This is a genomic window from Vibrio sp. DW001 (assembly GCF_029016285.1).
GTDB lineage: Bacteria > Pseudomonadota > Gammaproteobacteria > Enterobacterales > Vibrionaceae > Vibrio.
This window is the reverse complement of record NZ_CP091976.1, coordinates 346535-369284: the sequence shown is the minus strand read 5'-3', so window position 1 is coordinate 369284 and position 22750 is coordinate 346535. Positions and strand designations below refer to the sequence as shown.

Genomic DNA, 22750 nt, shown 5'->3' with positions numbered 1-22750 from the left:
TCAGAATGACTAAGAACTTGATGTATGTCTATTAGAACCCTAAGAACTCTACAAGCGATTGCGCAAGCAGGCAGTTTTGCCTCAGCAGGTGACAAGATTGGTTTAACGCAAGCCGCAATAAGCACCCAAATGAAGCAACTTGAGGCCCAACTTAGCAGCAAAATATTCGAAAAGGTGGGACGAAATTTAGTGCTAACTCGCGATGGAGAGAAGGTAAAAGAGCGAGCTGACCACATCATCGCTCTGTATGATGCGCTTTCTGAGGGACTGGGAGAACAGGGCATATATAACGGTGAGCTCTTGATAGGAGCGGTATTCAGTGTTCAAGTGGACTCTCTTGGGCCAGCACTTGCTTCAATACGCAAAAGCTACCCAAAACTCAATATCAAGGTTTTTAGGGGAATGTCCGTCGATCTTGCGCAAAGAGTGGAAGCGGGGGAATTGGATGCGGTACTTATTACCGAACCGCAACGGACGATTCCCAAAGAATTTTCCTGGACGACAATAGAATCTGAACCGTTTTATGTCGTTTCAAATAAAAATCACCCTGAACAGAACGACGCTGATATATTGTCAAATTATCCATTTATTAAATTGGATCCGCTGGCATGGGCGGGAACAATGATCGAAAATGAGATAAAGAGCAGAAAAATCAACACAGATACCATTATGGAATTAGATTCCTTACAGGCGGCCTTAATCATGGTTCAGGAAGAACTCGGTGTGACAGTGATGGCTCTTGGTAAAAGACGTGTAGAGAAGTTAAAAAATGAATTTAAACTCACTCTATTCGGTCAACCACCGCTCCATCGTAATATTGGGTTGTACCAACGGAATGAACACGACAGAAAGCCTTTAGTTCATGTCTTACTTGATGAACTACTAAACATAAAATAATTTTAACTATTTTCACAAAAAGTATAAATATTTTTATTTCTATTTTCTTTGTATGCTGAAGAAAATCTAGGAGAAAATTATGTTTGTCGCTTTTATTGCGTTGTTCCAAGTTTCGTTTGTTGTTTGCCTTGGCTACCTCATACGTCGCCAAATGAAGCTACAGGAATCATTTTGGAACGATCTCTCTAAATTGACCTACTATGTTTTCACGCCTGCATTGTTAATTAGTTCCTTGGCAAACAAACCGTTACAAGGCGTACCTTGGGTCAGTATTGCAGTTACATTGATGATAGTGCTTTTGGTGAGTAGCTTGTTGCTTGTTATTTGGCAGCTTTTTATTCGCCCTATTGATCTTCCTTCTTTTACCTCTGTTTTTCAAGGTGGCGTACGTTTTAATAGTTTTGTTGCGCTTGCCATCGTTATTAACCTATTTGGTGATTTAGGTATTGTTGCCGCCGCTTTGTCCGTGTCTGTGATTATTATTACCGTTAACATCTTGTGTCTTTTGGTTTTTTCCTTGATTGACAAAGAATTAAGAAGTTGGAGGAAATTGCTATCAAATTTGATGCTGAATCCCCTGATTTTAGGCTGTGTGATTGGACTCGCTATCAATTTTAATTCTGTAGCACTTCCAATCGTCATAGATTCGACGCTGTCTATGTTAGGTCAGTGTGCGCTGCCGTTAGCGTTACTTGCCATTGGAGCCGCGCTGAACTTTCAAGAGAGTAGACATTCCAAAGAGATTGTCGTTATTGCATCGATAATACAGTTGTTAGTAAAACCTGTTTTGACTATTGTTTTAGCCCGGTTTATGGGGTTAGAGGGAACGACGCTCGCGGTAGTGGTCATTATGATGGCGGTCCCAACGGCACCCTCTGCTTATATTCTGTCAAGACAACTTGGAGGAAACAGTCAGGCCATGGCGTCGATAATTACCAGTCAGACTGTATTAGCGTTTATTACGCTGCCATTGATACTTCATTATTTGATGGTGTTGAGCTAAATATTGGAATGATCAATGATGATTAGGGGTCATAACAAAACACCACAGTCTATGTGGTGTTTTGTTATTAAGAATACGTGTTACTCGAACACATACGATTCGGGTACCACAACGATACCTTTATCAGAAATGGTAAAGTGTTTGGTATCCTCGGCTGGATTAAGGCCAATTTCTGTGCCATCTGGTATTTTCACGTGTTTATCAATAATGCAGTTTTTAAGTTGGCAGTTTTCGCCCACTTCTACGTGATCAAATAGAATACTATCAGAGACCGTTGCCCCATCATTGATCCGCACGTTAGACGATAAGACGGAATTTTGTACCGACCCGCCAGAGATGATCACACCGCTTGAAATAAGTGAGTTGATAAAAATCCCTTCATTGCCTGTTGCTGAGGAGGTCGTTCTCGCGGGCGGTAATTGCGGTTCATATGTGCGTATTGCCCAATCGCGCTGATATAAATCCATTGGAGGGACTGGCTCTAATAAATCCATATTGGCTTGATAGAAAGAGTCGATAGTACCGACATCGCGCCAGTATGCATCTTTGGTTACTCGTCCGGTGTCGCCACCAAACTTATGCGCAAAAACCTTATTCTGATTGATCAGTTTGGGGATAATATTTTTACCAAAATCGTTGCTAGAACTGCTGTCCTCCGCGTCTCTTTCTAAAGCTTCAGTTAATGCGTCAATAGTGAAAACGTAGATGCCCATAGAAGCCAGGCTGTTATTCGAGTCATTTGGGAGTGAAGCGGGTTTTTCAGGTTTTTCTTCGAATGCGATGATTTTGTTTTGTTCATCAGTGGCCATCACACCAAATTCGCTTGCTTGTTCAATGGGAACTTCCATACACGCGATGGTTAGATCTGCCCCTGTTTCTTTGTGGCGCTGAATCATTGGGTCGTAGTCCATACGGTAAATATGGTCACCGGAAAGTACCACTACATACTTTGCCTCACTACGAGATAACAACCACAGGTTCTGATAGATGGCATCAGCCGTTCCGCTATACCATTTATCGCCTTTCCTCATTTGAGGCGGCACGACGGTAACGTACTCACCGAGCTCTGGATTAAACACTGACCATCCGTCTCGAAGGTGTTTTTGTAGTGAATGTGACTTGTATTGGGTGAGAACTAGGATTCGTCGTAAACCGGAGTGAAGGCAGTTGGTCAGGGTGTAATCGATGATTCTATATTTGCCTCCAAACGGTACTGCGGGTTTTGCCCGATTGTCGGTCAGTGGTGACAGACGCGAGCCCATTCCTCCGGCGAGTACTACCGTTAAAGTCTCTTGCATTTTTATCACTCCCTGATTCAGTGCATCTTATTAATTATGGGTTATTTACATAGAACGATTCAAGTATCGAGCCAATTATTAACCCTATGAAATACAAGAGCATTTAATTCAAAGTGTTTATTAATGCACCATATTGAAGCGAACTATAAATTGTAGCGCACCAAGACAATGCAGAAACTGTCTATCATGTGCTACAAAATGACGCTTTTATGGTTTTTATGAACCAGTCGTATCGGGCTGGCAGGGATCGATATCGCTTCTGTACAAGATACAGGGATTCCTTAATTTCTGTTGTTAGGGGCAAAATAGCGATTTGATCTTGATCTGGAAATGCATTCACTGCACTGGATGGTAGCAGAGTAAAACCTAACCCTTTTGCGACAGGGTAAAGTATCTGGCTTAGCTGATTAATATAGCCAGAATGTTGGATGTTGTTTAGCTCATGTTCTTGATTATAAGCGGACAAAAACTGAAGTAAGTAGTGTTCGCAATCTGGGTGATTAATAATGCCTAATGATTTCAGGTCGTTTAGATTCCAGTTTTGGGAATTAAACCCTTTTGGAACCACTAAACACAGTTTCTCTTCACCGATCAACTGGTACTCAAGCTGAGGTGAGGGAATTTTTTGTGTCACGATGCCCAGATCAATCTTGCGGTTTAATAACTCATCGACGATGCGATAATTTGGTGCAGATTCTAATGAGATGAATAAGGATGGATGCTCTATTTGCCGGTTGAGAAAAACCGCCTGAAATTGCATACATAAAGAACCAGACATCGAAAATAGACAACTGCCAATATAGGGCGAGTCAACTTTCACGGCTTCCATCAGAGCGTTCTCATGTTGTTGTAGTGTTAATGCGTACTGGTACACCTTCTGCCCTGCGTCGGTGAGTTCAAACTGTTTGCCTGTTTTTTCGATCAGTGGGGCATTTAATTGCACCTCCAATTTTTTAATATGCTGGCTTACGCCAGGTTGAGTCATGAACAGTTTTTCAGCCGTTTTGGTAAAATGACCGATTTCAACCAAGGTAATGAATGTATTTAACCACTGCGCGTTGAGCATAAAGATGAATCCTAAATCAATAACAAAATATTATTAAAATAAGAGTAATTGATAAATTTTGATTAATCTAGTGCCGTTTCTTTATTTTGACCATCATACCGTATTGCTCAGGACGTCTAATAAATAGCTATGGACAACTGCTATATTATCTTTAGGTATTTGATAATTCGGTGAAAGCATGCGCACTAATTCAATATATTTCTTTGTTATTCTTTCTTTCTTGTCTGGTTCCGCGTGGGCTGAATCCGCTTTCGATATTGTCGATAAATCAGACAAGCAGATGCGTGGAGACGCGAGTTATACCGTAGCAACAATGAACATTATTCGACCGGATTGGACTCGTAGTATGAGCATGAAAAGTTGGACAAAAGGAAAAGATCTGTCTCTGGTTTTAGTGACTGCACCAGCGAAAGATAAGGGCAGCGCCTCCCTTAAACGCCAACGTGAGATGTGGAACTGGATTCCTGGTATTGAACGAATAATTAAAATTGCCCCCTCTATGCTAAGTCAATCTTGGATGGGATCCGATTTTACCAATGACGATCTGATCAACCAATCATCCATTGTGGTGGACTATGACCACGTGCTTATCCAAGAAGAACGGTTCGATGGAGAATTGACTTATGTCATCGACGCCGTTGCCAAGCCAGACGCGCCTGTCGTGTGGAGTAAGGTGCGCCTTTGGATTTCAAAAGAGACGTATCTGCAACGTAAAGTTGCATTTTATGATGAATTTGATGAACTCGTTAACCTAATGCAAACCTATGACATTAAAGCGCTGGGTGGCCGAATGATTGCAACACGTATGGAGATGATCCCAGTAGAAAAAGAGGGTCACAAAACCGAAATGATTACTCACGAAGCGCAATTTGATTTTGAAATTGGTGATAATTTTTTCTCGCAGAGCCAGATGAAATCCTTACGTGACTAACGTGAGATGGAAGGGTCAGTTATTAAAGCGGTGCAATAAAGAGGGATGAGCATGTTAATAAAGTTAGCGTGGCGTAATCTATGGAGGCAGAAACGGCGTACGTTTTTGACGGCTTCCGCACTCGCGTTGGCGTTGTTCCTCTCTCTGTTGGTAAGAACACTACAAGAAGGCACCTATCAAGCAAATATTGAAAATTCGGCTCGTTTTTATACTGGTCTTATTCAGGTTCAACATCCCGAGTACGCGGATAGCTTAAGTATTGATGATGTGATTCCGGCTACTGGTGAGGTAATTGCGTCAATAGAGTCTCACTCGAATATCAATGTCATGTTGCCGCGTATTGAGTCATTCGCGCTTGCGGCTTCGGCGGAAAAGTCGAAAGGGGTTGTCGTGATGGGGGTCGATCCTGAGAAAGAAAATAACTACTCAAAGATCAGTGAGAAAGTGACTTCAGGTGAATATCTAACGGCTGATGACAAACAGGTTCTTGTTGGTGAAGGATTGGCAAAATTCTTTGACCTGTCTGTTGGTGATGAGCTGGTTTTGTATGGTCAAGGGTATCGCGGTCAAACCGCCGCAGGGCTGTATCGGATTAAAGGGCTCATTCGCTTCCCATTACCACAACTCGATAATCAATTGGTGTATCTACCACTTAAACTCGCACAAACCTTATACAGCGCAGATGGTCTTGTCACTTCATGGGTATTGCACACCAAGGATATCACTCAGTTAGATCAAACCGTTTCGCAATTGAAGGCCAGCTATGGTGATAAATACAATGTGAGAGATTGGAAAGATTTAGCCCCAGAATTATCTCAGCAGATCGCAATGGACAAAGCCGGTGGGATTTTTCTGATTTACCTACTTTATGGTGTGGTTGGCTTTGGTTTATTTGCGACTATTTTGATGATGACTTTAGAACGCCAAAGAGAATTTGGTGTTATGTTGGCTACCGGAATGTTGAGATCTCGTTTGTTGCAACTGATCGCTATTGAATCTGTATTCATCGCCTTTATTGGTGTGATGTTGGGGTTGCTCTGTTCGTTTCCTGTTCTGACCTATCTCTATTTCAATCCTATTGAGATCACCGGCGAGTCGGCACAGCTCATGCGTGACTCTGGGTTCGAACCGATAATGCCAGTGCTTCTAGCGCCTTACCTGTTTATTAATCAGATCCTCTCTGTGCTGACAATCTTAGTGCTTAGTCTTATTTATCCTATGCTCCGAATCTTAAAGTTAGAGCTGGTCAGCGCATTAAAAGGTGGTGCTCATGCTCATTAAACTAGCTTGGCGTAACCTTTGGCGGAATAAACTTCGGACCGGAATTATGCTCGGCGGCATGATATTTGGTTTGATGGGTGTGGTGACCATGATGGGCTTTATGTCCGGAATGGTTGATAACATGGTTCACAATGCGATTGCATGGCAAACCAGCCATGTGCAAGTTCAGAATCGACACTATATTGAGAACCCAGATATTACGGATCTCATCGATAAACCGAATGTTGTTTTTGACTATCTTAGTCGAAACCCAGATGTCTTGGCGTGGTCTGGTCGATTTTTGGCCGATGGCATGATTGGGTCGGCAAGAAGCACTCGAGGGGTCAGAATTATTGGTGTGAATATTGATTCAGAAAGCCGAGTTACGCCAATTCTAAGCAGTATAACGCAGGGTAAGAGCCTTGCAATTGAAGGAAGAAATCCGGTTTTAGTTTCGCAAAACATAGCCGGAAGACTCAAGCTTAAAATTGGGTCCAAAGTGGTTCTGACATTTACGGATGGGCGAGGGGAAGTCACGGGCTCAGCTTTCAGAGTGCGAGGTTTGTTTAAAACACCCTCGACCACGTTTGATGACACTAACGTCTATGTGCGAAAAAAAGATGTAGAAAAAATTGCCCACCTTACTGGGGTCCACGAGATAGCGATCCTATTGAAAGATGAAATAAACACGCAAAAAGAGGGCGCTTTATCTGAATTTACTGCCCAATTACGCGCGCTCAGTTCTGAGCAAAACAGGGTTCGTGATTGGACCAAAGTTCAGCCTATGTTGGCGTCTATGATCGCGACGATGGGGATCAGTAATGTCATTATGCTCGCAATTTTTGTCATCGCGATGGGCTTCGGTATTGTCAATATCATGTTGATGTCAGTATTTGAACGCACCCAAGAGTTTGGTGTATTGATGGCGGTTGGCATGCAGAAACATAAGATTTTTCTCTTGATTATGCTTGAAACGATTTGGCTAGGTAGTTGTGGCGCCGTACTTGGCCTTTTGGCAAGCATAACGATGATTCAAATCCTGCAGTTTACAGGTTTACCTTTGGGGGGAATGGCGGAAGGCCTCGGGGCGTATGGCGTGGATACGGTGCTTTATCCGAGAGTGTCTGTCTATGAGTATGAGGTGATTTTCTTTACCGTGGTCTTCTCAAGTATTATTGCGGCACTTTACCCAGCTCGGCAAATATTAAAGCAGCGGCCTGTCGAAGCCATGTCAGAGAAGCATTGATTTTCCCATAGAGGTGGATATGACGATTCAAATAAAAGGTTTGTGTAAGACCTACAATCAAGATACGGATTTTCCGGTCTATGCAGTGCAGAACCTCGACCTTTCAATTGAACAGGGTGAGTTTGTTGCCGTGATGGGGCCGTCAGGCTCGGGTAAAACCACGTTACTGAACATGCTAGGTGGAATTGACACACCTACTTCAGGTGAAGTTAACATTGACGGTTGTAATATATGTACGCTCAAAGAGAAGCAATTGATCGCGTTTCGCAGAGATAATATTGGCTTTATTTTTCAAGATTACAGCTTACTCCCTGTGCTTACCGCGGTAGAGAATGTGGAATTCGTTATGCAGTTACAGGGTCAAAGCAATGAAGCGTGTCTGACTCGTGCAAAGGCGCTGCTTACTCAAGTTGGGCTAGAGGACCAATTGAATAAAGTACCGAGTAAATTGTCGGGTGGTCAGCAACAACGTGTGGCCGTTGCGCGCGCACTTGCCCCTCGGCCGAGGTTTGTTATGGCGGATGAACCGACGGCAAACTTGGATGCGAAAAGTACCGCTGAATTGCTCGATATTATGCAGCAACTAAATGAAAAAGAAGGGACCACATTTATCTTCTCTACCCATGATCCAAGAGTAATTAGACGCGCTAAGCGCGTGATAGTGTTTGAAGATGGTCAGCTTAAGCAAGACGAGTGGAACACCACTGAAACACAAGATGAATTAGCGTAATGTCTAAATCCCGTTGTCGTATCTTCGTCCTAGCAATAGCATTCTCACGTGTTGCCGAAGCGGACATTCCAGGTTTACAACCCGAAAAGGCGTGGGATCTGAACGGTTATATTAAATACATGGGCACTGCAACCTTGCCAGATGTAGGCGATAACCTATTCGACAACCTTGTCAATCAACGTTTTAATTTTGAATACCGATTGAGTTCAAATCTGCGTTTTAACGCAGGAATGAGAAATCGATTCATCTGGGGTGAGTCGGCTGAAAACCCCTACTACTCTGATTATATCGGATTGGATTTAGGGTATGTCGACCTGTCAAAAAACTGGGCCGAAGGTGAGAGATATGTAGGAAATAGTCAGCTAGATCGACTCTATATTGACTGGAACAAAGACAACTGGCAGGTTACTGGGGGACGATTTCGGATTAACTGGGGAATGACGACCGTGTGGAACCCTAATGATGTATTTAATTCTTATTCTATTTATGATTTTGACTACGAAGAAAGGCCGGGTACAGATGCACTTTCTCTGAGTAGTAAACTAGGCTTTGCAAGTAGTTTTGACCTTGTTTATAGCCCAAATGAAGAACACCACCTTAACAGCTATGCAATGCGCTATCTGTTTAATGTAGAGGAGTGGGATATTCAATTAATAGGTGGAAAGGCAAGATTAGATAACGTCATAGGCGTGGGCATCGCTGGGGATATTAAAGGTGGTGGACTAAGGGCGGAGGTGAGTTACTTTGACCCAACGCAGGATAGTTGGCAAGACGTCGATCAGGTCAGCGCGCTGGTCTCCAGTCTAGAGATGGATTACAGCTTCGGAGGACAAGGTAACTGGACCGTTAAAGGTTCGATTATGCACAACTCGAGTCCGCAAGACCCTATTAGTGCTAACGCCTTTCTTAGTTTGCCTTTAACGGCAAAAACCCTGAGTTTTACAGAGTTAACCAGTTACCTGGATGCAAGCTTTGAGGTGTCAGCGTTGAGCCGAGTTACGTTGTCGACTATTTACTACAAAGATGGTTCTTATTTTTTAGGGTTGTCCAATAACTATTCCCTTGCGAATAACTGGCAGTTGCTCGGTGTTGTGCAATATTTCGATGGGGATAAAGATAGTCTGTTTTCCCAATCTTCCAGCACCTTAATGTTTGCACAAATTAAATGGAGTTTTTAGTGATGCGTTGCGTCAATTTGGTGAATAAAGCACCAAAATGAATATATAAGATGGTTGAAACTTCCTGTGTTATAAAAATTTCACATTTCACTCTGTGTTTATGTATGGCATTTATGCGCGAGATTCTGAGCGCTACAGATTGTTATGTATAAATCGAAAATATTTTAACGCATTGATATATATTTAATTTTTATATATTCTGATGCTGATCTTACATATTGTGTCGTATTATATTTTTCAGAAACGGTATATTCAACGTTCTACGCCCCCATCGCTCCCCCTAAAATACTTCATAAAAGGGTGATTTACTTCTCATGTTGGTATCTATAATGCACTCAATTCTACAGTATTAGGTTGATGTCCTTTCGATGTCACCTAGTTGTTCCAAGTAGCTTGCTTTCTTCCTATCGGAAATGTGTCCGATGATTTTCTCAGCAAGCTCGTATAGAAGGAAAATGAAATGACTAACTATTTCTCAGATAAACAACGATCGCTTTTTGATAAAACGGACGTGATCCTCCATGCGTTTGATTGGCAATATGCTTATGTTGCAGAAAATGCAAAAGAGATCAGTGAATTAGGCTATAAAACCGTCCTCGTCTCACCCCCAATGAAATCGGCTATTCGTGATGATGGTACCGAGTGGTGGCAGCGTTATCAGCCGCAAGACTACCGGGTCATCGACAACCAACTTGGCAATACCAAAGATTTTTCTGCCATGGTCCAGAGGCTAAATGAATTTGGTATCCGTGTTTATGCCGACGTGGTATTCAACCACATGGCAAATGAAGCTTACCTGCGTTCTGACCTTGATTATCCGAACGAGTTCGATATGCAGCGTTATCGTACTGATTGGGAAGAGATCCAAAAACTAAGATTGTTTGGAGACCTAAGCCAACCTTTGTTTACGGAGGATGATTTTGTTGAAGCTTTTGGTATCGAAGATTGGAAAGATAAGTGGGAGGTTCAAAATGGTCGTATCACGGGGGGTCATGAAGACCCGGGTTTACCCACTTTACGGCATAACGACAATGTGGTGTCAAAGCAGCAGGCCTATCTAAAAGCACTAAAAGAGATGGGCGTAGCGGGCTTCCGTATTGATGCCGCAAAACACATGACATTGGAGCACCTACGCAAGGTGTGGACTGATGACATTATGAAAGATGTACACATTTTCGGTGAGATCATTACCGATGGTGGCGCCACAAAAGAAGAGTATGAGATCTTTTTGCAGCCATACTTGGAAAGCACCAAGCTCGGTGCCTATGATTTTCCACTATTTACTACGGTTTTTGAGGCATTTCAACCTAAGGGTGATATGACTTCTTTAATCAATCCATATACGTTTGGTCAAGCGTTATCTAACACTCGTGCCATCACGTTTGCTATCACCCATGACATTCCAAATAACGATGTGTTTAGTCGCCTTGTGATGGAAGAAACGAATGAATGGTTAGCCTACTGCTATATTCTTGGTCGAGATGGTGGGGTACCACTTGTTTATACGGATTTAGATACTAGTGGAATAATAGACAAGCGTGGTCAACCTCGTTGGATGAACGCGTGGAAAGATCCAAGAATGGCGGAAATGATCCGTTTCCATAACTTTGCACACGGTGAACCGATGAAGCGAATGCTTGGGGATGAGGATTTTCTTATTTTTTCCCGCGGAGAAAATGGCCTTGTTGCCATCAATAAATCCGACCATAAAATCGAGATTAGTATGGACTGGCAAAAAGATATGCTTGATCTACTCAGCGATTCAAATCTAAAAGTGGATGAGGGGGAGTTTAATTTCACTCTTGAACCACAAAGTTGCATGATGATGGTCGCAGTAGAACCATAATATGGTGAGCCAATACTGTGCTTGTTGAGTTCGTTCAGGTTTCGTTCCACAGTGTTAATACCAAGCCAAGTAAGCTTGTGATCAACATGGGTATCATTAAACCTGAGCGGCTTATCAATCACGTGTTACAGGTTACTTAGACTGTTTTTTTGCTTAACTACGCCTAGCGCCAGTTGGGCTCACTGAGAGACAATATCCTAATTAATGCTTCTATTTGAGTACAATAATAAAGTGTATCTTTTTCTAAAAAGTCGCGTTATTTTAGTGGGCTGCAAGTAATTAAATAGCGGAAAGGATATCGCGATGAATTGGGCTCTTTTGAGTGTCTTTATACCTACGTTTTTCTTTGTATCGATTACCCCGGGCATGTGCATGACATTAGCACTAGGTTTGGGGATGAGTGTTGGGTATAAGCGGGCATTGTGGATGATGGCTGGTGAAGTGGTTGGCGTTGCGCTCGTTGCTGTCGCGGCTGTTTTAGGTATTGCCGCGGTGATGCTGAATTACCCATGGTTGTTTATCGCTTTCAAAACGATTGGTGCATCTTACTTGTTTTATTTGGGTATTCAGATGTGGCTATCAAAAGGTAAGCTCGCATTAAGTGGTGATACCACCGAAATGCCTGTTGGAAGAAACTGGGACCTTGTGGTTCAAGGATTTGTTACCGCCATTGCTAACCCGAAAGGGTGGGCATTTATGGTTTCGCTTCTTCCTCCTTTTATCGACAATAGCAAACCACTCACCACTCAATTGATTCTATTAGTCTCTATAATTATGGTGTCGGAATTTGTCTGCATGACGCTTTACGCCACTGGTGGAAAAGGGCTTAAACGTGTGCTTGGACATTCTAAGAATGTACGGTTTATGAATCGAATCTCTGGTACTTTGATGATGGGTGTTGGTGTGTGGTTATTTGTGAGTTAATGGGGAATGAATGTTCTTTGAGCTTTTTATCTCAAAGAACGACCCATCGAGAACCACCCTGCCCATGACTGAGTTTTGTTTATGACAGGATTTTTTTGTTTATTTTTACAACCATTTTTTTTATAGCTTTAGGTGAATCGACGCAAATCAGCGGTCTGTGAGGTTGATTTGGATAAAAAATGATAAAATCGCCAGCGGTAAGATCGACATATTTTTCATCGATAACATTATCGACAAAGGCGATATCGTTGCTATCAAGCTGGTTATCGGTAACGGTTTCATATCCTTTGTAGCTGTATCCAAATCTTTCTTCTCCGTCGAGTAAAATCTGAATGTCCATGAAATCGTTATGAATTTCAGATCGTCTCAAATCGAGTGTTTCGGTATCCACTTCTGCGGTAAATAGAAATACATCCTCTTGCAGATGGCGCTTACCGTCTGGCAGATCATTGCGTTGAATCATCTCGGCGACCGTATTGAGGATATCTTTTACAATAGGGTGAAGTTGTGAAGAAAGGGCGAGGTTACCTAGGTTACCAATGTGCATGTTAATTTCTCATTAATGAATTCACTATTGTGAGCATATCAGGATTATAAGGTCGCATAAAAGGTATTGACCTCGTTTTCAAGGGCGGTTAAAGACGAAGTGTCAATATATCAACCTTCATTGAATTCAAAGTATAGACAATGCACTTCCAATGCATTACAATGTATATACAAAATAGAAAGAGGAGATATAATAATGAAACCGGTTATGATCAATAATGAATCTCTAGGTTTTATCGAGCGCATTTGTTTGTTTTCACTGGCCGTCGTTGTTTCGGTACTCGCGCTAGTTTAAGTCGTATATAAAGTATTCGCTCATAAGAATAACACGAACCCCATTAACTGATTCAGTTGATGGGGTTCTTCTTTTGTATAAGGTGAATAACTGGTGACCTAACGAGGCCTGCGTTGTCCTTCCCGATACGCATAGTAAAATGGATGAAAATACCCTAAAATCTTGCTTTGCTTACCAATGATAATTAAACCTGTGGAATTGAATTGATGAATAAATGGCTACTTCTGTTAGTACTATCCTTTAATGCCTCCGCAACTTGCCAAGTTGATGATACTGGTGTTAGCAACGTGATAGTCAATGATATGTTGGGGTTTATATCGAAGAAAGATTCGATTATGACCCGAGTTCTAAAAAAAGAGGGTTATAAAGACTACGCTGAGTATGCACTCAATAATTCTTATTCAGATGTACTGAAACAACTAACGTTGTTGAACGAAGATGATAAAGAAGTATTGGAAGATGTTCACTTGAGTCAATCTCTCGATGACCTAAAAAAGGTCATTCGCAGTTGCACCGAAAAAGATCTGAAAAACCAATTGCAGTTTTTAATGGACGACCATTATGCTCAATATCGTGAAGCGATGCAGGGTAAAAATAAGCGAGTAGAAGAATCTTTATCCTTGATATTAAAAGATATTAATAATAATTAATAATAAGTGCTGATGACATAATGAACCTGATCAGCATTAATCTTAAAATTTCACAAGAAATCTTGCTTGTAGCACAGTAGAATACCGCTTCTAAAAGTGTGAAGTGAGTAGAATCGTGGATAAAAGTCAATTTGAGTTGTTAGCGCCTGGTGGCGATTTAGAGTCGATTAAAGCGGCGATTGTTGCTGGTGCTGATGCCGTCTATTGTGGCCTAGATAGGTTTAATGCCCGCAATAGAGCTGAGAATCTGAGTTTAGAGAACCTTAATGATGTTATTGAGGTTGCGCATCAACGCGACTGTAAGATATTCCTCACGCTTAACATTATTATTTTAGAGAATGAAATTCCTGCGATAACCCGTCTGTTGAAGCAACTTGTCAGTACCAAAGTGGACGGTGTCATTGTCCAGGACATTGGTTTAGCTTACATCCTCAAACATCACTTCCCAGAGCTAGATGTCCATGCATCCACTCAACTCAACACCCACAACGAAGGGCAGATTCTGTTTATGAATAAACTTGGTGTTAGCCGAGTGAATTTATCCAGAGAGTTGAATATCAAAGAGATAAAACGACTCGCTCAGTTTGGACTTGAACATGATGTATTGATGGAAGTATTTGTCCATGGTTCGTATTGCATCGGCTTTTCGGGCTTGTGTTATATGAGCTCCGCTAAAAATGGTGCGTCGGGAAACAGAGGTCGCTGTAGTCAACCTTGTCGAGATCAATATCAAACGACGGAAGTGGGCAGTGACTATCCTCTTAATATGAAAGACAACTCGGCTTTTGGTGATCTGAAAGAGCTAGCAGATGCAGGTGTTTATTCACTAAAGGTAGAGGGACGGATTAAGAAAGCACATTATGTGTATACCGTCGTTGATAACTGGCGCAAACAGATTGATGCGTATTGCGATGGGCAAGATCTCCTAACGGACACTTCTGATCTTTATACTGTGTTTAATCGCGACTTTTCAGATGGCTATTTGCAAGGAGAAATCAGCAATAAGATGTACATTAACCATCCGCGGGATAACGCTTCAAGGCACTTTGTTAAAATATACGGTGTAACAGCGGAAGAAGATGTAAAAAAAGTACAACAAGATCTGTTCGACAAAAAAACGGACATTATGCGTATGGTGGAAGAAAAAACGAAAAATCTATTGTCCGAATCTACACCATCACATGTAATAAGCTTAAAAGCTGGTGGCGTGGATACGATCCCCAAATTGGTGGCACATACACCGAAAGATGAAGACGCACGTCTGTCGGTACTAATATCAAATCAAGCCGATATTGAAAAGGTGCAAGGCGACAACACGGATCTCTATTTTGAGTTACCTAATGCACTGGCTTATTCGCTCAGTGAATTACTGGACGTGTTCCACTCGAATGAAGCCTTGATTCCGTGGTTTCCTGCTATTCTTATCGACAAAGACTATGATGCCGCTGTTGAGTTTTTAGATGAGGTAAAACCTGCTCTGATTGTGACCAACAATATGGGGATTGGTTATTTAGCCGCAGAGAAAGGAATGGCATGGATTGCTGGACCACAATTTAATATTGTCAATTCGTATGCGCTTAAGTGCCTAAAAGAAGAGTTCAATTGTAGTGGTGCGTTTATCTCAAACGAGATAACAAGAATTCAGATGAGACGGATAGTTCGTCCTGAAGGGTTTCAGCTTCTGCACAGTATCTACCACCCCAACGGCTTGTTAACCAGTCGCCAATGCTTGTTCCAGCAGACTAGCGGTTGTAAGAAAATGAAGATTAACAAGGGATGTTTACCGCGTTGTAACAAGCATACATCTATCATCAATTTCAATGAATCGTCTTATATCATCGATAAGCAAAAAGGGAACCATAACACCCTTTATGGTAATCATCATTTCTACAACCCAAATGTCGTTCATGATTTGCCCGAGTTGTTTACTGGTTTTATGGTTGATCTGCGAGATATAGAGACAATGACAAAAACAGAGGCAGATAAAGGGGAACTGGTTACTATGTTTACTGACCTGATTCTTCATAAAGAGAATTCGCAACAGACACTGGAAAGTAATCTCGTTGGTACGGTCAACAACCAGTACATTAAGGGCTTATAGAAGCCTTTGTTGGGAAAGACGTCATTAAAGCGCCAAGACAGGCGTTTTTCAACGTACAGTTAATTGTTTTTCTCGGAGATCAACTAACTGTACGTCGACCGCTCAATCTACCTATCCATTGATTGCTCGCCTCCTTTAGAAACATCCTTTTGCTTAACTTTAAATGTCACTTGTTGACGATACCAAGGATCTCTAACGTGTCCTCCTAAACGTTGCATGAACTTGTAGCAATGTTGCTATCGCACTCATTTGGGTTGATGGTTTCTTAGTTTCATTTAAGAAACAGAACCATACTAAACGAATGTTCAATCAGAGAAATAGGGGGGGAACACCGTTCGGTTTGTTAGTCAGTAATTGCCATTTCTAGATTATGAATAGATTATTAATGGATTTTTAATAGAGTGATCTTCTCCCCAATATTGATCTTTATTATAATTAAATATAGAATCATGAATTATTTTAATAGCTCATAATTTTTCTGCGTCACATGGATGTTTTGTGTGGATATTAGGTTCTTAGCGCTAACGTGTAAAAAGTTTATAGCTTGTGTCTGTAACAGGGAACAGAATGCACAAACAGATAAAAAAACAGATCATTCAAGATTCACTCATCTCTTTCGCCGTCCTATTTTTCGCAATTGTATTGTTTGAGAATTTTGAGGTGTTTGAGAAAATTATTTTTATTCTTAAGAATCAAGAGAATAAGCAGTTAGACGAGCTGTTTCTTGTCATCCTTTTAAGCCCTGCTGTTTTGTTGTGGTTTTCCATTCGCCGTTTTAAAGATGCACTTAGTCAGGTTCAGAAAAGAATACTCGCGGAGCAAGAATTCCAGAATAAACTAAAGTTTGATGCGTTGACCGGTTTACCCAACGGTGCTTTCTTTGAAAGCTTATTGGATGAGAAGGTAGAAAACCTTACTGAGTCGGATGTTACCTTGGTTCTAGTGTTGGTCAATATAACTGAATACGAAAACCTTTATAATTGTTACTCCTCAGAAGAGGTCGATAACAGCTTGATAAAATTAAGCGACCGAATCAGTGATATTTCTGGTCTGAACTGGATAATTGCCAAACCTAGTCGCAATACGTTTGCGCTGTTGATCGAACTGCCTGACGGTCAAAGCGTCGATGTTTTGGCTCGCAACTTGTCTGAACAACTAAAATTTAGCAAACTAAATGCTCGGGAACCGAACATCTATTGCAAATTAGGACTGACTTCTCTTAGCCACACTGAAAAGGCTATCTCTTCCGTCAATATGAGCATGCAGGCGCACGAAGCGCTTTATAAGAGTAAGCATGATGATGATGCAACTTATACAATTTATCAGAAGGCAGAAGAAGAAAGGAAGCTAAGCGAATTTAAGATGAGAGAGGAGCTTAGTTTAGCGATAGAGAACAATGAACTCACTTTGTATTTTCAGCCCCAAGTCGCATTGAATTCGGGTGAAGTGTTAAGTGCAGAAGCATTGGTTCGGTGGAATCACCCTGAAAAAGGGTTCTTAACACCAGACAAATTTATCCACCTGATTGACAACCACCCCATTAGTAGTCGTTTCGGTGAGTGGGTAATTCAAACGGCCCTCAGAAAAATCGCAAAACATAATAATATTTCTATTAGTGTCAATATAACCGCTTGTCATATTGAACGAGCTAAATTTGTTGAAAGTCTAAAAAAGCTACTGGATCAATACCCAATGGTGTGCCCGAGCAAATTGAAAATAGAGCTCACAGAAAGCGCTAGCATAACCGACTATAAGCAAGTAGAGCTGTCTATGAAAGAGTGCAGAATCCTCGGTATCCAATTTTCATTGGATGATTTTGGTACCGGACACTCGGCATTGAATCAACTGAGAATTCTACCTGTCTCGGAGATAAAAATTGATAGAAGTTTTATCCAAAACTTTCTGACAGATCGAACGGATTTTATGATGGTGAGTTCCATCATTGGGCTTGCAAAAAACTTTAACCTTGAAGTGGTCGCTGAAGGGATTGAAACCATGGAACAGTTTACAACATTAAGTGAATTAGGCTGTCAGAAAGTGCAAGGGTATTTATTCTCTAAACCATTGGAAACGTCTGCATTTGATGGTTGGGTGAACAACTACAATGAGCTAAATCTTTTACCGGAACAGAGGCTACAGGCCAAAAAAGATCGTATGAAGAGCAAGAGCAGAGCATAATTTTCACGTGAGGCTATCATCAGAGCTTATTTTGACCTGATGTGGGTTCGTCAGAATGGTAAATGACCATGCAAAGGCCTGACGTGTGTCAGACCGAACGGCGTACTGTTGATGAGAGTATCGTCGTTCAATAGTGATTAAAAGCGAGGCGAAATAGAATCGCTAGATCTAAGCCTGCTTTAGCTTTGCAGAATCTTTAATGGCAATCCAAGCATATCATTGCCGCTGCCCGCTAAATACCAAATAATACCAATTAGACAGGTCACGGTAATAAAGTACCAACACGCTGAAAAAACTTGTCCAGATCTATCTAATGGTAATAAGTGGCTAACGTGGCGGGCTTTCCATTCGAAAACAATTTCAACGCTGCCAATTAATAACATAAGCCCGAGTAGGGTCAGATTTAACGTATAGCTCAAATATACACCAAAGGCAGCACCTGCAATACACAATGATAACCCAACAATAGAGTTCATAGAAAAGCTGATGCTTTTTAAAATGTGACCCCCGTCAAGCGGCAAAATAGGCAACAGATTAAAGAGATTCAGCAGTGCATTGAAAGCGGCAAGACCCGCAAAAAAATCCAAATCGGTTACCCAGTAAGCAATAAGAGAGAGCACCGACATCAACAGGCCAAAAGTTGGCCCCATGATTGAGATGACCACATCTTGCCAACGGGTGTTAATACGTTCATCACTTAGGGCAAGTCCTCCCATGAAGGGGATAAGGTAAATGCCTTTGGTTTTCATTCCAAAGTACTTCATTGCTCGAATGTGGCCATATTCATGGAACACCAGGCAAGCAATAAGAGCTAAAGCAAATTGCAATGAAAATAACCATGAATATGCGGCCACACTAGCTCCAACGAGCACAACTTTAATGAGTTTGGCGCTTTTCAGCAGCTTGAAGCCTAGCGAGGTGAGGCCAATTACGCTGAGTTTCTTCTGTTGTTTGATAGGTGTAACGGGCGTCTGTTGTTCGATATCTTTGGTGTCACGATTACCTTGGAAAGCCAGTTCATTATTTACAAAAAGCTGATAGCGAATCGAAAACGGTTGCCACGTTAAATCCGTGACCAAGCGTACAGTAATGGTTTGTATTCGTGTCGTCTCCATAGACGGGTCAGTTGTTTCTGCAATGCTTGCTGGTTGCGTTTGAAGTTCAAACTGATGCTCTTTAATGCCTTGGTAGTCGACCGATGCCGGCATAACAGAAACGACATTGTTGTCCCAAAAAAGTTGTTGCCAACCAGCCATCGAACCTTCTAGACGAAGTGGTTTACCTAAACAGTCGATATTTAATAATTCCAATGTGTTCTCTTTCTTTATCTCATTCCGGTTTGCATTAGTGCAGGAAGAGTCAGGATTACGCTGCCAAAAAGAAGCGCTCATGACTCCTGCTTAGGATGATACCTGCATGAGACAGTTTATCTAGTAGTAGTTTGATTTCTTGGTAGATAGTCGATTTATGTTCACTCCGTCGAACCCTCTTACCTGACCAGTTATTTAGTGGAATGAGTCTAATCCTTGACCTCATTTCACTATACTGGTGTTTCTGTCATCAACCCATTATCCGCCCGCATCCGTAGTATGGATATATAGAAGGATGTGCCTATCACTTGTGGAGCTTGCGGAAACTGCATAGGCAATTTTTATCATGTTGTTAATATGTACTCATTATGTGACGTTATCGTAACAGTTAAGCCGGCTAGGGCATGATTGAAGGTCGTTTTATAAGGTTGGTATTGGTTACTTGAGATGAAAAAAGATTGAATTTCAGGTAGGTATTCTGGGTTTTACAGTTTATTAATATAAGAGAAAAGTAATGAAAAAACTTGCGTTTTTGATCCTCATCGCTACTGCAAATAACAATGCAATAGCGAATACATATAACACTGAAGTTGATGCTTCGTTTACTTCCAAAAATTACGAAAATAGAGATGTTCACGCTTCTTTAGTCGATGTGATTTATTATTTTGACGCATTTAATACCAATACCGGACCATTAGCTGAGGCCACATTTTTAAATAGAAGTTCTGATATATCAGCAAAATATGGATTCGCGGACAAAACACTAGGTGAAAACTTTAAAACATGGGGACTTGGTGGTCGATACTTATTTAGAGATTATGATCTATTTGTGGGAGTAGACTACCTAGAGAAAAGTTTTGATAACATAATTCGATACGATCGAATTACTGATAGGACAAAACTTGAAATAGGATATTACACCAATGAATATTCACTGCTTACATTCAGTTATAGCGATAGTGAATATGATGTATTATCAGGATCTAATAATGATGAAATCACTTCGAGCACTGATACTTTTCTTTTAAAATACAAATACTTATTTATTTTAGAAGATGATTCTTCAGTGAGTTTATATGGTCATTATGCTTACAGTGATCGTGAAGAAAGTGATTACGAAGACTATCATACCTATTCTTTAGGTAGTGATTATTATTTCAATAAGAAACTGAGTCTTGGTTTGGATATCGCCATATTTAACTCAGATGATGGTTCTAACGATGATTCTGGATCGAGAATTACAATAAAATCAAGTTATTATATTACTGATAGTTTTTCCGTTTACGGAAATTTATCTAATATAGACATACAAGGTAATACATCGGATGCTGATATAGTTAAAGTTGGATTCAGTACGCGTTTCTAAATATTACGGTCACCCTCTATTTTCAGATTATTTAAATGCTGATAGATTATTGATATCAAGCAATTAACCTATTCTATATAAATTATGGTCAGTTGCTTGATATCTAAAATATTTCACTGATTTTCATTAATCTGTATTGCACGCTTTCATTATTTGGCTAATAGTCTCTTCAGAGCGTTGATAATCAATAGGGAGTTCTATAATATTGTCATTTGATCTTACAAACAAAGACGGAAAGCTATTTCCCCCGATAGAACGGGCGAAAGCGATCTCAGCTACTAGCTCTTGATTTAATCCGTCGGATAGAAGATCGTCTGTAAATTTTTTACTGTCTAACCCTATCTCTACAGAGAGTGAAATGAGCGTGTCGTTATCACTGGGGTTACGCGTTTCTAGGTAATAGGCGCTTTGAATGGCACTTAACATCGCTTTTTCAGCACCTTGTTTTCGCGCGGCTAAGGTGGCTCGGCAAGCTGGGTAGGTTGAGCGACGAGGGGTATTATTTTTCCAAAACTGATGATTAAATTCGGTACCTAAGTAGTCTTCGATTTTTTTCCAGTACGAAGCCACTTGTTGCTGCATTTCTTCTGGCATTGGTATGTCGGAATCTGGTGCTAACCCTCCAACTACGTAAACGATCTCTAGATGTTCGGAAAGCTGTTTCTCGATTTCCGTCCACGTGGGTTTATATCCCCAGCACCAAGAACACATGGGGTCATACACATAATAGAGTTTTACTGAAGAAGCCATAGATCAATTCCTTTTAAGATGTTGGTTAACGGTAACAAAAATTGTCGAGATTGTAATTACTCTTGATTTCAGGTGAGTCAAATCGATAAAGTCGTACTTTTCTCTTACATGTTAAGTTACATTTAGTCGCGTCTACTTGGAAAGTTAAATAAAATTCGAGATATTATGATCTCAAAAAGGAGAACTCAATGCCGACGACACTTGCGTTCGATGTGTATGGAACACTTATTGATACTCATGGGATTACATCAATCTTAGAGAAGTTTATGGGGAACAAAGCAGATGCTTTTTCTCATACATGGAGAAACAAGCAACTTGAATATTCATTCAGACGAGGTTTGATGCAAAGTTACCAGAATTTTGCCGTTTGTACCGCCAATGCCCTCGATTATAGTTGTCAGTTTCATAGAATTGAATTAACTACAGAACAGAAAAAAACGCTATTAGAGAGTTACAAAACATTGCCATGTTTTGATGATGTTATTACCGCCTTGAAGCAACTAAACCAGGCTGGTTTTCGCCTGTTTGCGTTTTCTAATGGGAGCCAAATAGCGGTAAATCAGTTGCTTGAATCTGCGGGGATCAGTGAATTATTTAATGGTGTAGTGAGTTGCGATGACGTACAGTCCTTCAAACCGAATCCTGCGGTATATGCTCATTTTTTGCGTGAATCAGAAACTAAATATAATGAGGCGTGGCTGATATCTAGCAACCCATTTGATGTTATCGGCGCGATCTCCGTTGGCATGCAAGCGACGTGGGTTAAGCGATCGGAGGAAGCGATATTTGACCCATGGGGCATTGAACCAACGGCAACAGTGTCAAATTTATCCATGCTACAAGCCGTATTGCAGCGCCATCAGTTGTTGCTGAAGTAACCTGAAAATTGGTTATTGGTTACGTTGATTTTCTATTGTGGTTGAAACGGCAGAATAGGTTGATACGAGATAGGGCACGCAATAGCTGAGTGCAATCTTGATTGCCCGTTGCGTATCAATGTTTCCCATCAGCAGTGCCTCTCCGTGGTTGATCATCATAAGGATAGTACCGACGACGGCGGACACTTTTAGTGAACGCTTAACTATCAACGGAGAAAAGGCGGCATTGAGTATTTTTTTTGTGGCTGTTTGTCCTGACATTATAATCGTTTTCCTCTAAACCGAGCTATATAACTG

At 41.1% G+C, this 22750-nt stretch carries 20 protein-coding genes; 14 read left to right on the top strand and 6 right to left on the bottom strand.

Annotated features, from left to right (window positions below):
- Window positions 1–24: 24 nt before the first annotated feature.
- On the top strand, window positions 25–897 hold the full coding sequence (locus L3V77_RS19050) for a LysR family transcriptional regulator (RefSeq protein WP_275137827.1): 873 nt from the start codon (window positions 25–27) through the stop codon (window positions 895–897).
- Window positions 898–976: 79 nt separating this feature from the next.
- The gene (locus L3V77_RS19045; RefSeq protein ID WP_275137826.1) at window positions 977–1900 is read left to right on the top strand and encodes an AEC family transporter; all 924 of its coding nucleotides are present in this window, start codon (window positions 977–979) and stop codon (window positions 1898–1900) included.
- An 80-nt stretch (window positions 1901–1980) separates the two neighbouring features.
- On the opposite strand, the gene glgC is transcribed toward L3V77_RS19045, so the two are convergent.
- Window positions 1981–3198 (bottom strand): glucose-1-phosphate adenylyltransferase, encoded by a 1218-nt coding sequence (gene glgC / locus L3V77_RS19040; RefSeq protein ID WP_275137825.1) that lies wholly within the window; start codon window positions 3196–3198, stop codon window positions 1981–1983.
- 184 nt (window positions 3199–3382) lie between these two features.
- Window positions 3383–4264: a LysR family transcriptional regulator gene (locus L3V77_RS19035; protein ID WP_275137824.1), complete on the bottom strand. Its 882-nt coding sequence runs from the start codon at window positions 4262–4264 to the stop codon at window positions 3383–3385.
- 178 nt (window positions 4265–4442) lie between these two features.
- On the opposite strand from L3V77_RS19035, the gene L3V77_RS19030 reads away from it, so the two are divergent.
- From L3V77_RS19030 to L3V77_RS19000, 7 genes are all read left to right on the top strand, one after another.
- Window positions 4443–5195, top strand: a complete 753-nt coding sequence (locus L3V77_RS19030; protein ID WP_275137823.1) for an outer membrane lipoprotein-sorting protein — start codon at window positions 4443–4445, stop codon at window positions 5193–5195.
- A gap of 51 nt (window positions 5196–5246) precedes the next feature.
- The gene (locus L3V77_RS19025; RefSeq protein WP_275137822.1) at window positions 5247–6476 is read left to right on the top strand and encodes an ABC transporter permease; all 1230 of its coding nucleotides are present in this window, start codon (window positions 5247–5249) and stop codon (window positions 6474–6476) included.
- On the top strand, window positions 6466–7701 hold the full coding sequence (locus tag L3V77_RS19020; RefSeq protein WP_275137821.1) for an FtsX-like permease family protein: 1236 nt from the start codon (window positions 6466–6468) through the stop codon (window positions 7699–7701). Before L3V77_RS19025 ends, L3V77_RS19020 begins: the two co-directional genes overlap by 11 nt.
- Before the next feature lie 19 nt (window positions 7702–7720).
- Window positions 7721–8431: an ABC transporter ATP-binding protein gene (locus tag L3V77_RS19015; RefSeq protein WP_275137820.1), complete on the top strand. Its 711-nt coding sequence runs from the start codon at window positions 7721–7723 to the stop codon at window positions 8429–8431.
- Window positions 8431–9609, top strand: coding sequence for a hypothetical protein (locus tag L3V77_RS19010; protein ID WP_275137819.1), 1179 nt, complete (start codon window positions 8431–8433; stop codon window positions 9607–9609). Before L3V77_RS19015 ends, L3V77_RS19010 begins: the two co-directional genes overlap by 1 nt.
- Window positions 9610–10069: 460 nt before the next feature.
- The gene (locus L3V77_RS19005; protein ID WP_275137818.1) at window positions 10070–11455 is read left to right on the top strand and encodes an alpha-amylase family protein; all 1386 of its coding nucleotides are present in this window, start codon (window positions 10070–10072) and stop codon (window positions 11453–11455) included.
- 303 nt (window positions 11456–11758) lie between these two features.
- Window positions 11759–12379, top strand: coding sequence for a LysE family translocator (locus L3V77_RS19000; RefSeq protein ID WP_275137817.1), 621 nt, complete (start codon window positions 11759–11761; stop codon window positions 12377–12379).
- A 79-nt stretch (window positions 12380–12458) separates the two neighbouring features.
- On the opposite strand, the gene L3V77_RS18995 is transcribed toward L3V77_RS19000, so the two are convergent.
- Window positions 12459–12926 carry a YhcH/YjgK/YiaL family protein gene (locus tag L3V77_RS18995; RefSeq protein WP_275137816.1) on the bottom strand — a complete coding sequence of 156 codons (468 nt, stop codon included), beginning with the start codon at window positions 12924–12926 and terminating at the stop codon, window positions 12459–12461.
- Window positions 12927–13426: 500 nt separating this feature from the next.
- On the opposite strand from L3V77_RS18995, the gene L3V77_RS18990 reads away from it, so the two are divergent.
- From L3V77_RS18990 to L3V77_RS18980, 3 genes are all read left to right on the top strand, one after another.
- Complete coding sequence (locus L3V77_RS18990; RefSeq protein ID WP_275137815.1) at window positions 13427–13870, top strand: hypothetical protein; 444 nt, start codon at window positions 13427–13429, stop codon at window positions 13868–13870.
- A gap of 115 nt (window positions 13871–13985) precedes the next feature.
- The gene (locus tag L3V77_RS18985) at window positions 13986–15971 is read left to right on the top strand and encodes a peptidase U32 family protein (RefSeq protein ID WP_275137814.1); all 1986 of its coding nucleotides are present in this window, start codon (window positions 13986–13988) and stop codon (window positions 15969–15971) included.
- A gap of 567 nt (window positions 15972–16538) precedes the next feature.
- On the top strand, window positions 16539–18149 hold the full coding sequence (locus L3V77_RS18980) for a GGDEF domain-containing phosphodiesterase (protein ID WP_275137813.1): 1611 nt from the start codon (window positions 16539–16541) through the stop codon (window positions 18147–18149).
- Between the two features lie 179 nt (window positions 18150–18328).
- Here L3V77_RS18980 and L3V77_RS18975 read toward each other — a convergent pair whose 3' ends face one another.
- Window positions 18329–19459 carry a site-2 protease family protein gene (locus L3V77_RS18975; protein ID WP_275138258.1) on the bottom strand — a complete coding sequence of 377 codons (1131 nt, stop codon included), beginning with the start codon at window positions 19457–19459 and terminating at the stop codon, window positions 18329–18331.
- A 514-nt stretch (window positions 19460–19973) separates the two neighbouring features.
- Here L3V77_RS18975 and L3V77_RS18970 point away from each other — a divergent pair.
- On the top strand, window positions 19974–20825 hold the full coding sequence (locus L3V77_RS18970; RefSeq protein WP_275137812.1) for a putative porin: 852 nt from the start codon (window positions 19974–19976) through the stop codon (window positions 20823–20825).
- A 126-nt stretch (window positions 20826–20951) separates the two neighbouring features.
- Here the strand turns inward: L3V77_RS18970 and L3V77_RS18965 are convergent, their stop codons facing one another.
- Window positions 20952–21575, bottom strand: a complete 624-nt coding sequence (locus L3V77_RS18965) for a DsbA family protein (protein ID WP_275137811.1) — start codon at window positions 21573–21575, stop codon at window positions 20952–20954.
- 188 nt (window positions 21576–21763) lie between these two features.
- On the opposite strand from L3V77_RS18965, the gene L3V77_RS18960 reads away from it, so the two are divergent.
- Window positions 21764–22453 carry a haloacid dehalogenase type II gene (locus tag L3V77_RS18960; RefSeq protein ID WP_275137810.1) on the top strand — a complete coding sequence of 230 codons (690 nt, stop codon included), beginning with the start codon at window positions 21764–21766 and terminating at the stop codon, window positions 22451–22453.
- A 12-nt stretch (window positions 22454–22465) separates the two neighbouring features.
- On the opposite strand, the gene nrtS is transcribed toward L3V77_RS18960, so the two are convergent.
- On the bottom strand, window positions 22466–22714 hold the full coding sequence (gene nrtS, locus L3V77_RS18955; protein ID WP_275137809.1) for a nitrate/nitrite transporter NrtS: 249 nt from the start codon (window positions 22712–22714) through the stop codon (window positions 22466–22468).
- Window positions 22715–22750: the final 36 nt, after the last annotated feature.

Excerpts from the sequence above, each read along its gene's own strand:
- L3V77_RS19050 (WP_275137827.1), top strand. The coding sequence starts at position 25 with ATGTCTATTAGAACCCTAAGAACTCTACAAGCGATTGCGCAAGCAGGC.
- L3V77_RS19045 (WP_275137826.1), top strand. The coding sequence starts at position 977 with ATGTTTGTCGCTTTTATTGCGTTGTTCCAAGTTTCGTTTGTTGTTTGC.
- glgC (WP_275137825.1), bottom strand. The coding sequence starts at position 3,198 with ATGCAAGAGACTTTAACGGTAGTACTCGCCGGAGGAATGGGCTCGCGT.
- L3V77_RS19035 (WP_275137824.1), bottom strand. The coding sequence starts at position 4,264 with ATGCTCAACGCGCAGTGGTTAAATACATTCATTACCTTGGTTGAAATC.
- L3V77_RS19030 (WP_275137823.1), top strand. The coding sequence starts at position 4,443 with ATGCGCACTAATTCAATATATTTCTTTGTTATTCTTTCTTTCTTGTCT.
- L3V77_RS19025 (WP_275137822.1), top strand. The coding sequence starts at position 5,247 with ATGTTAATAAAGTTAGCGTGGCGTAATCTATGGAGGCAGAAACGGCGT.
- L3V77_RS19020 (WP_275137821.1), top strand. The coding sequence starts at position 6,466 with ATGCTCATTAAACTAGCTTGGCGTAACCTTTGGCGGAATAAACTTCGG.
- L3V77_RS19015 (WP_275137820.1), top strand. The coding sequence starts at position 7,721 with ATGACGATTCAAATAAAAGGTTTGTGTAAGACCTACAATCAAGATACG.
- L3V77_RS19010 (WP_275137819.1), top strand. The coding sequence starts at position 8,431 with ATGTCTAAATCCCGTTGTCGTATCTTCGTCCTAGCAATAGCATTCTCA.
- L3V77_RS19005 (WP_275137818.1), top strand. The coding sequence starts at position 10,070 with ATGACTAACTATTTCTCAGATAAACAACGATCGCTTTTTGATAAAACG.
- L3V77_RS19000 (WP_275137817.1), top strand. The coding sequence starts at position 11,759 with ATGAATTGGGCTCTTTTGAGTGTCTTTATACCTACGTTTTTCTTTGTA.
- L3V77_RS18995 (WP_275137816.1), bottom strand. The coding sequence starts at position 12,926 with ATGCACATTGGTAACCTAGGTAACCTCGCCCTTTCTTCACAACTTCAC.
- L3V77_RS18990 (WP_275137815.1), top strand. The coding sequence starts at position 13,427 with ATGAATAAATGGCTACTTCTGTTAGTACTATCCTTTAATGCCTCCGCA.
- L3V77_RS18980 (WP_275137813.1), top strand. The coding sequence starts at position 16,539 with ATGCACAAACAGATAAAAAAACAGATCATTCAAGATTCACTCATCTCT.
- L3V77_RS18970 (WP_275137812.1), top strand. The coding sequence starts at position 19,974 with ATGAAAAAACTTGCGTTTTTGATCCTCATCGCTACTGCAAATAACAAT.
- L3V77_RS18965 (WP_275137811.1), bottom strand. The coding sequence starts at position 21,575 with ATGGCTTCTTCAGTAAAACTCTATTATGTGTATGACCCCATGTGTTCT.
- L3V77_RS18960 (WP_275137810.1), top strand. The coding sequence starts at position 21,764 with ATGCCGACGACACTTGCGTTCGATGTGTATGGAACACTTATTGATACT.
- nrtS (WP_275137809.1), bottom strand. The coding sequence starts at position 22,714 with ATGTCAGGACAAACAGCCACAAAAAAAATACTCAATGCCGCCTTTTCT.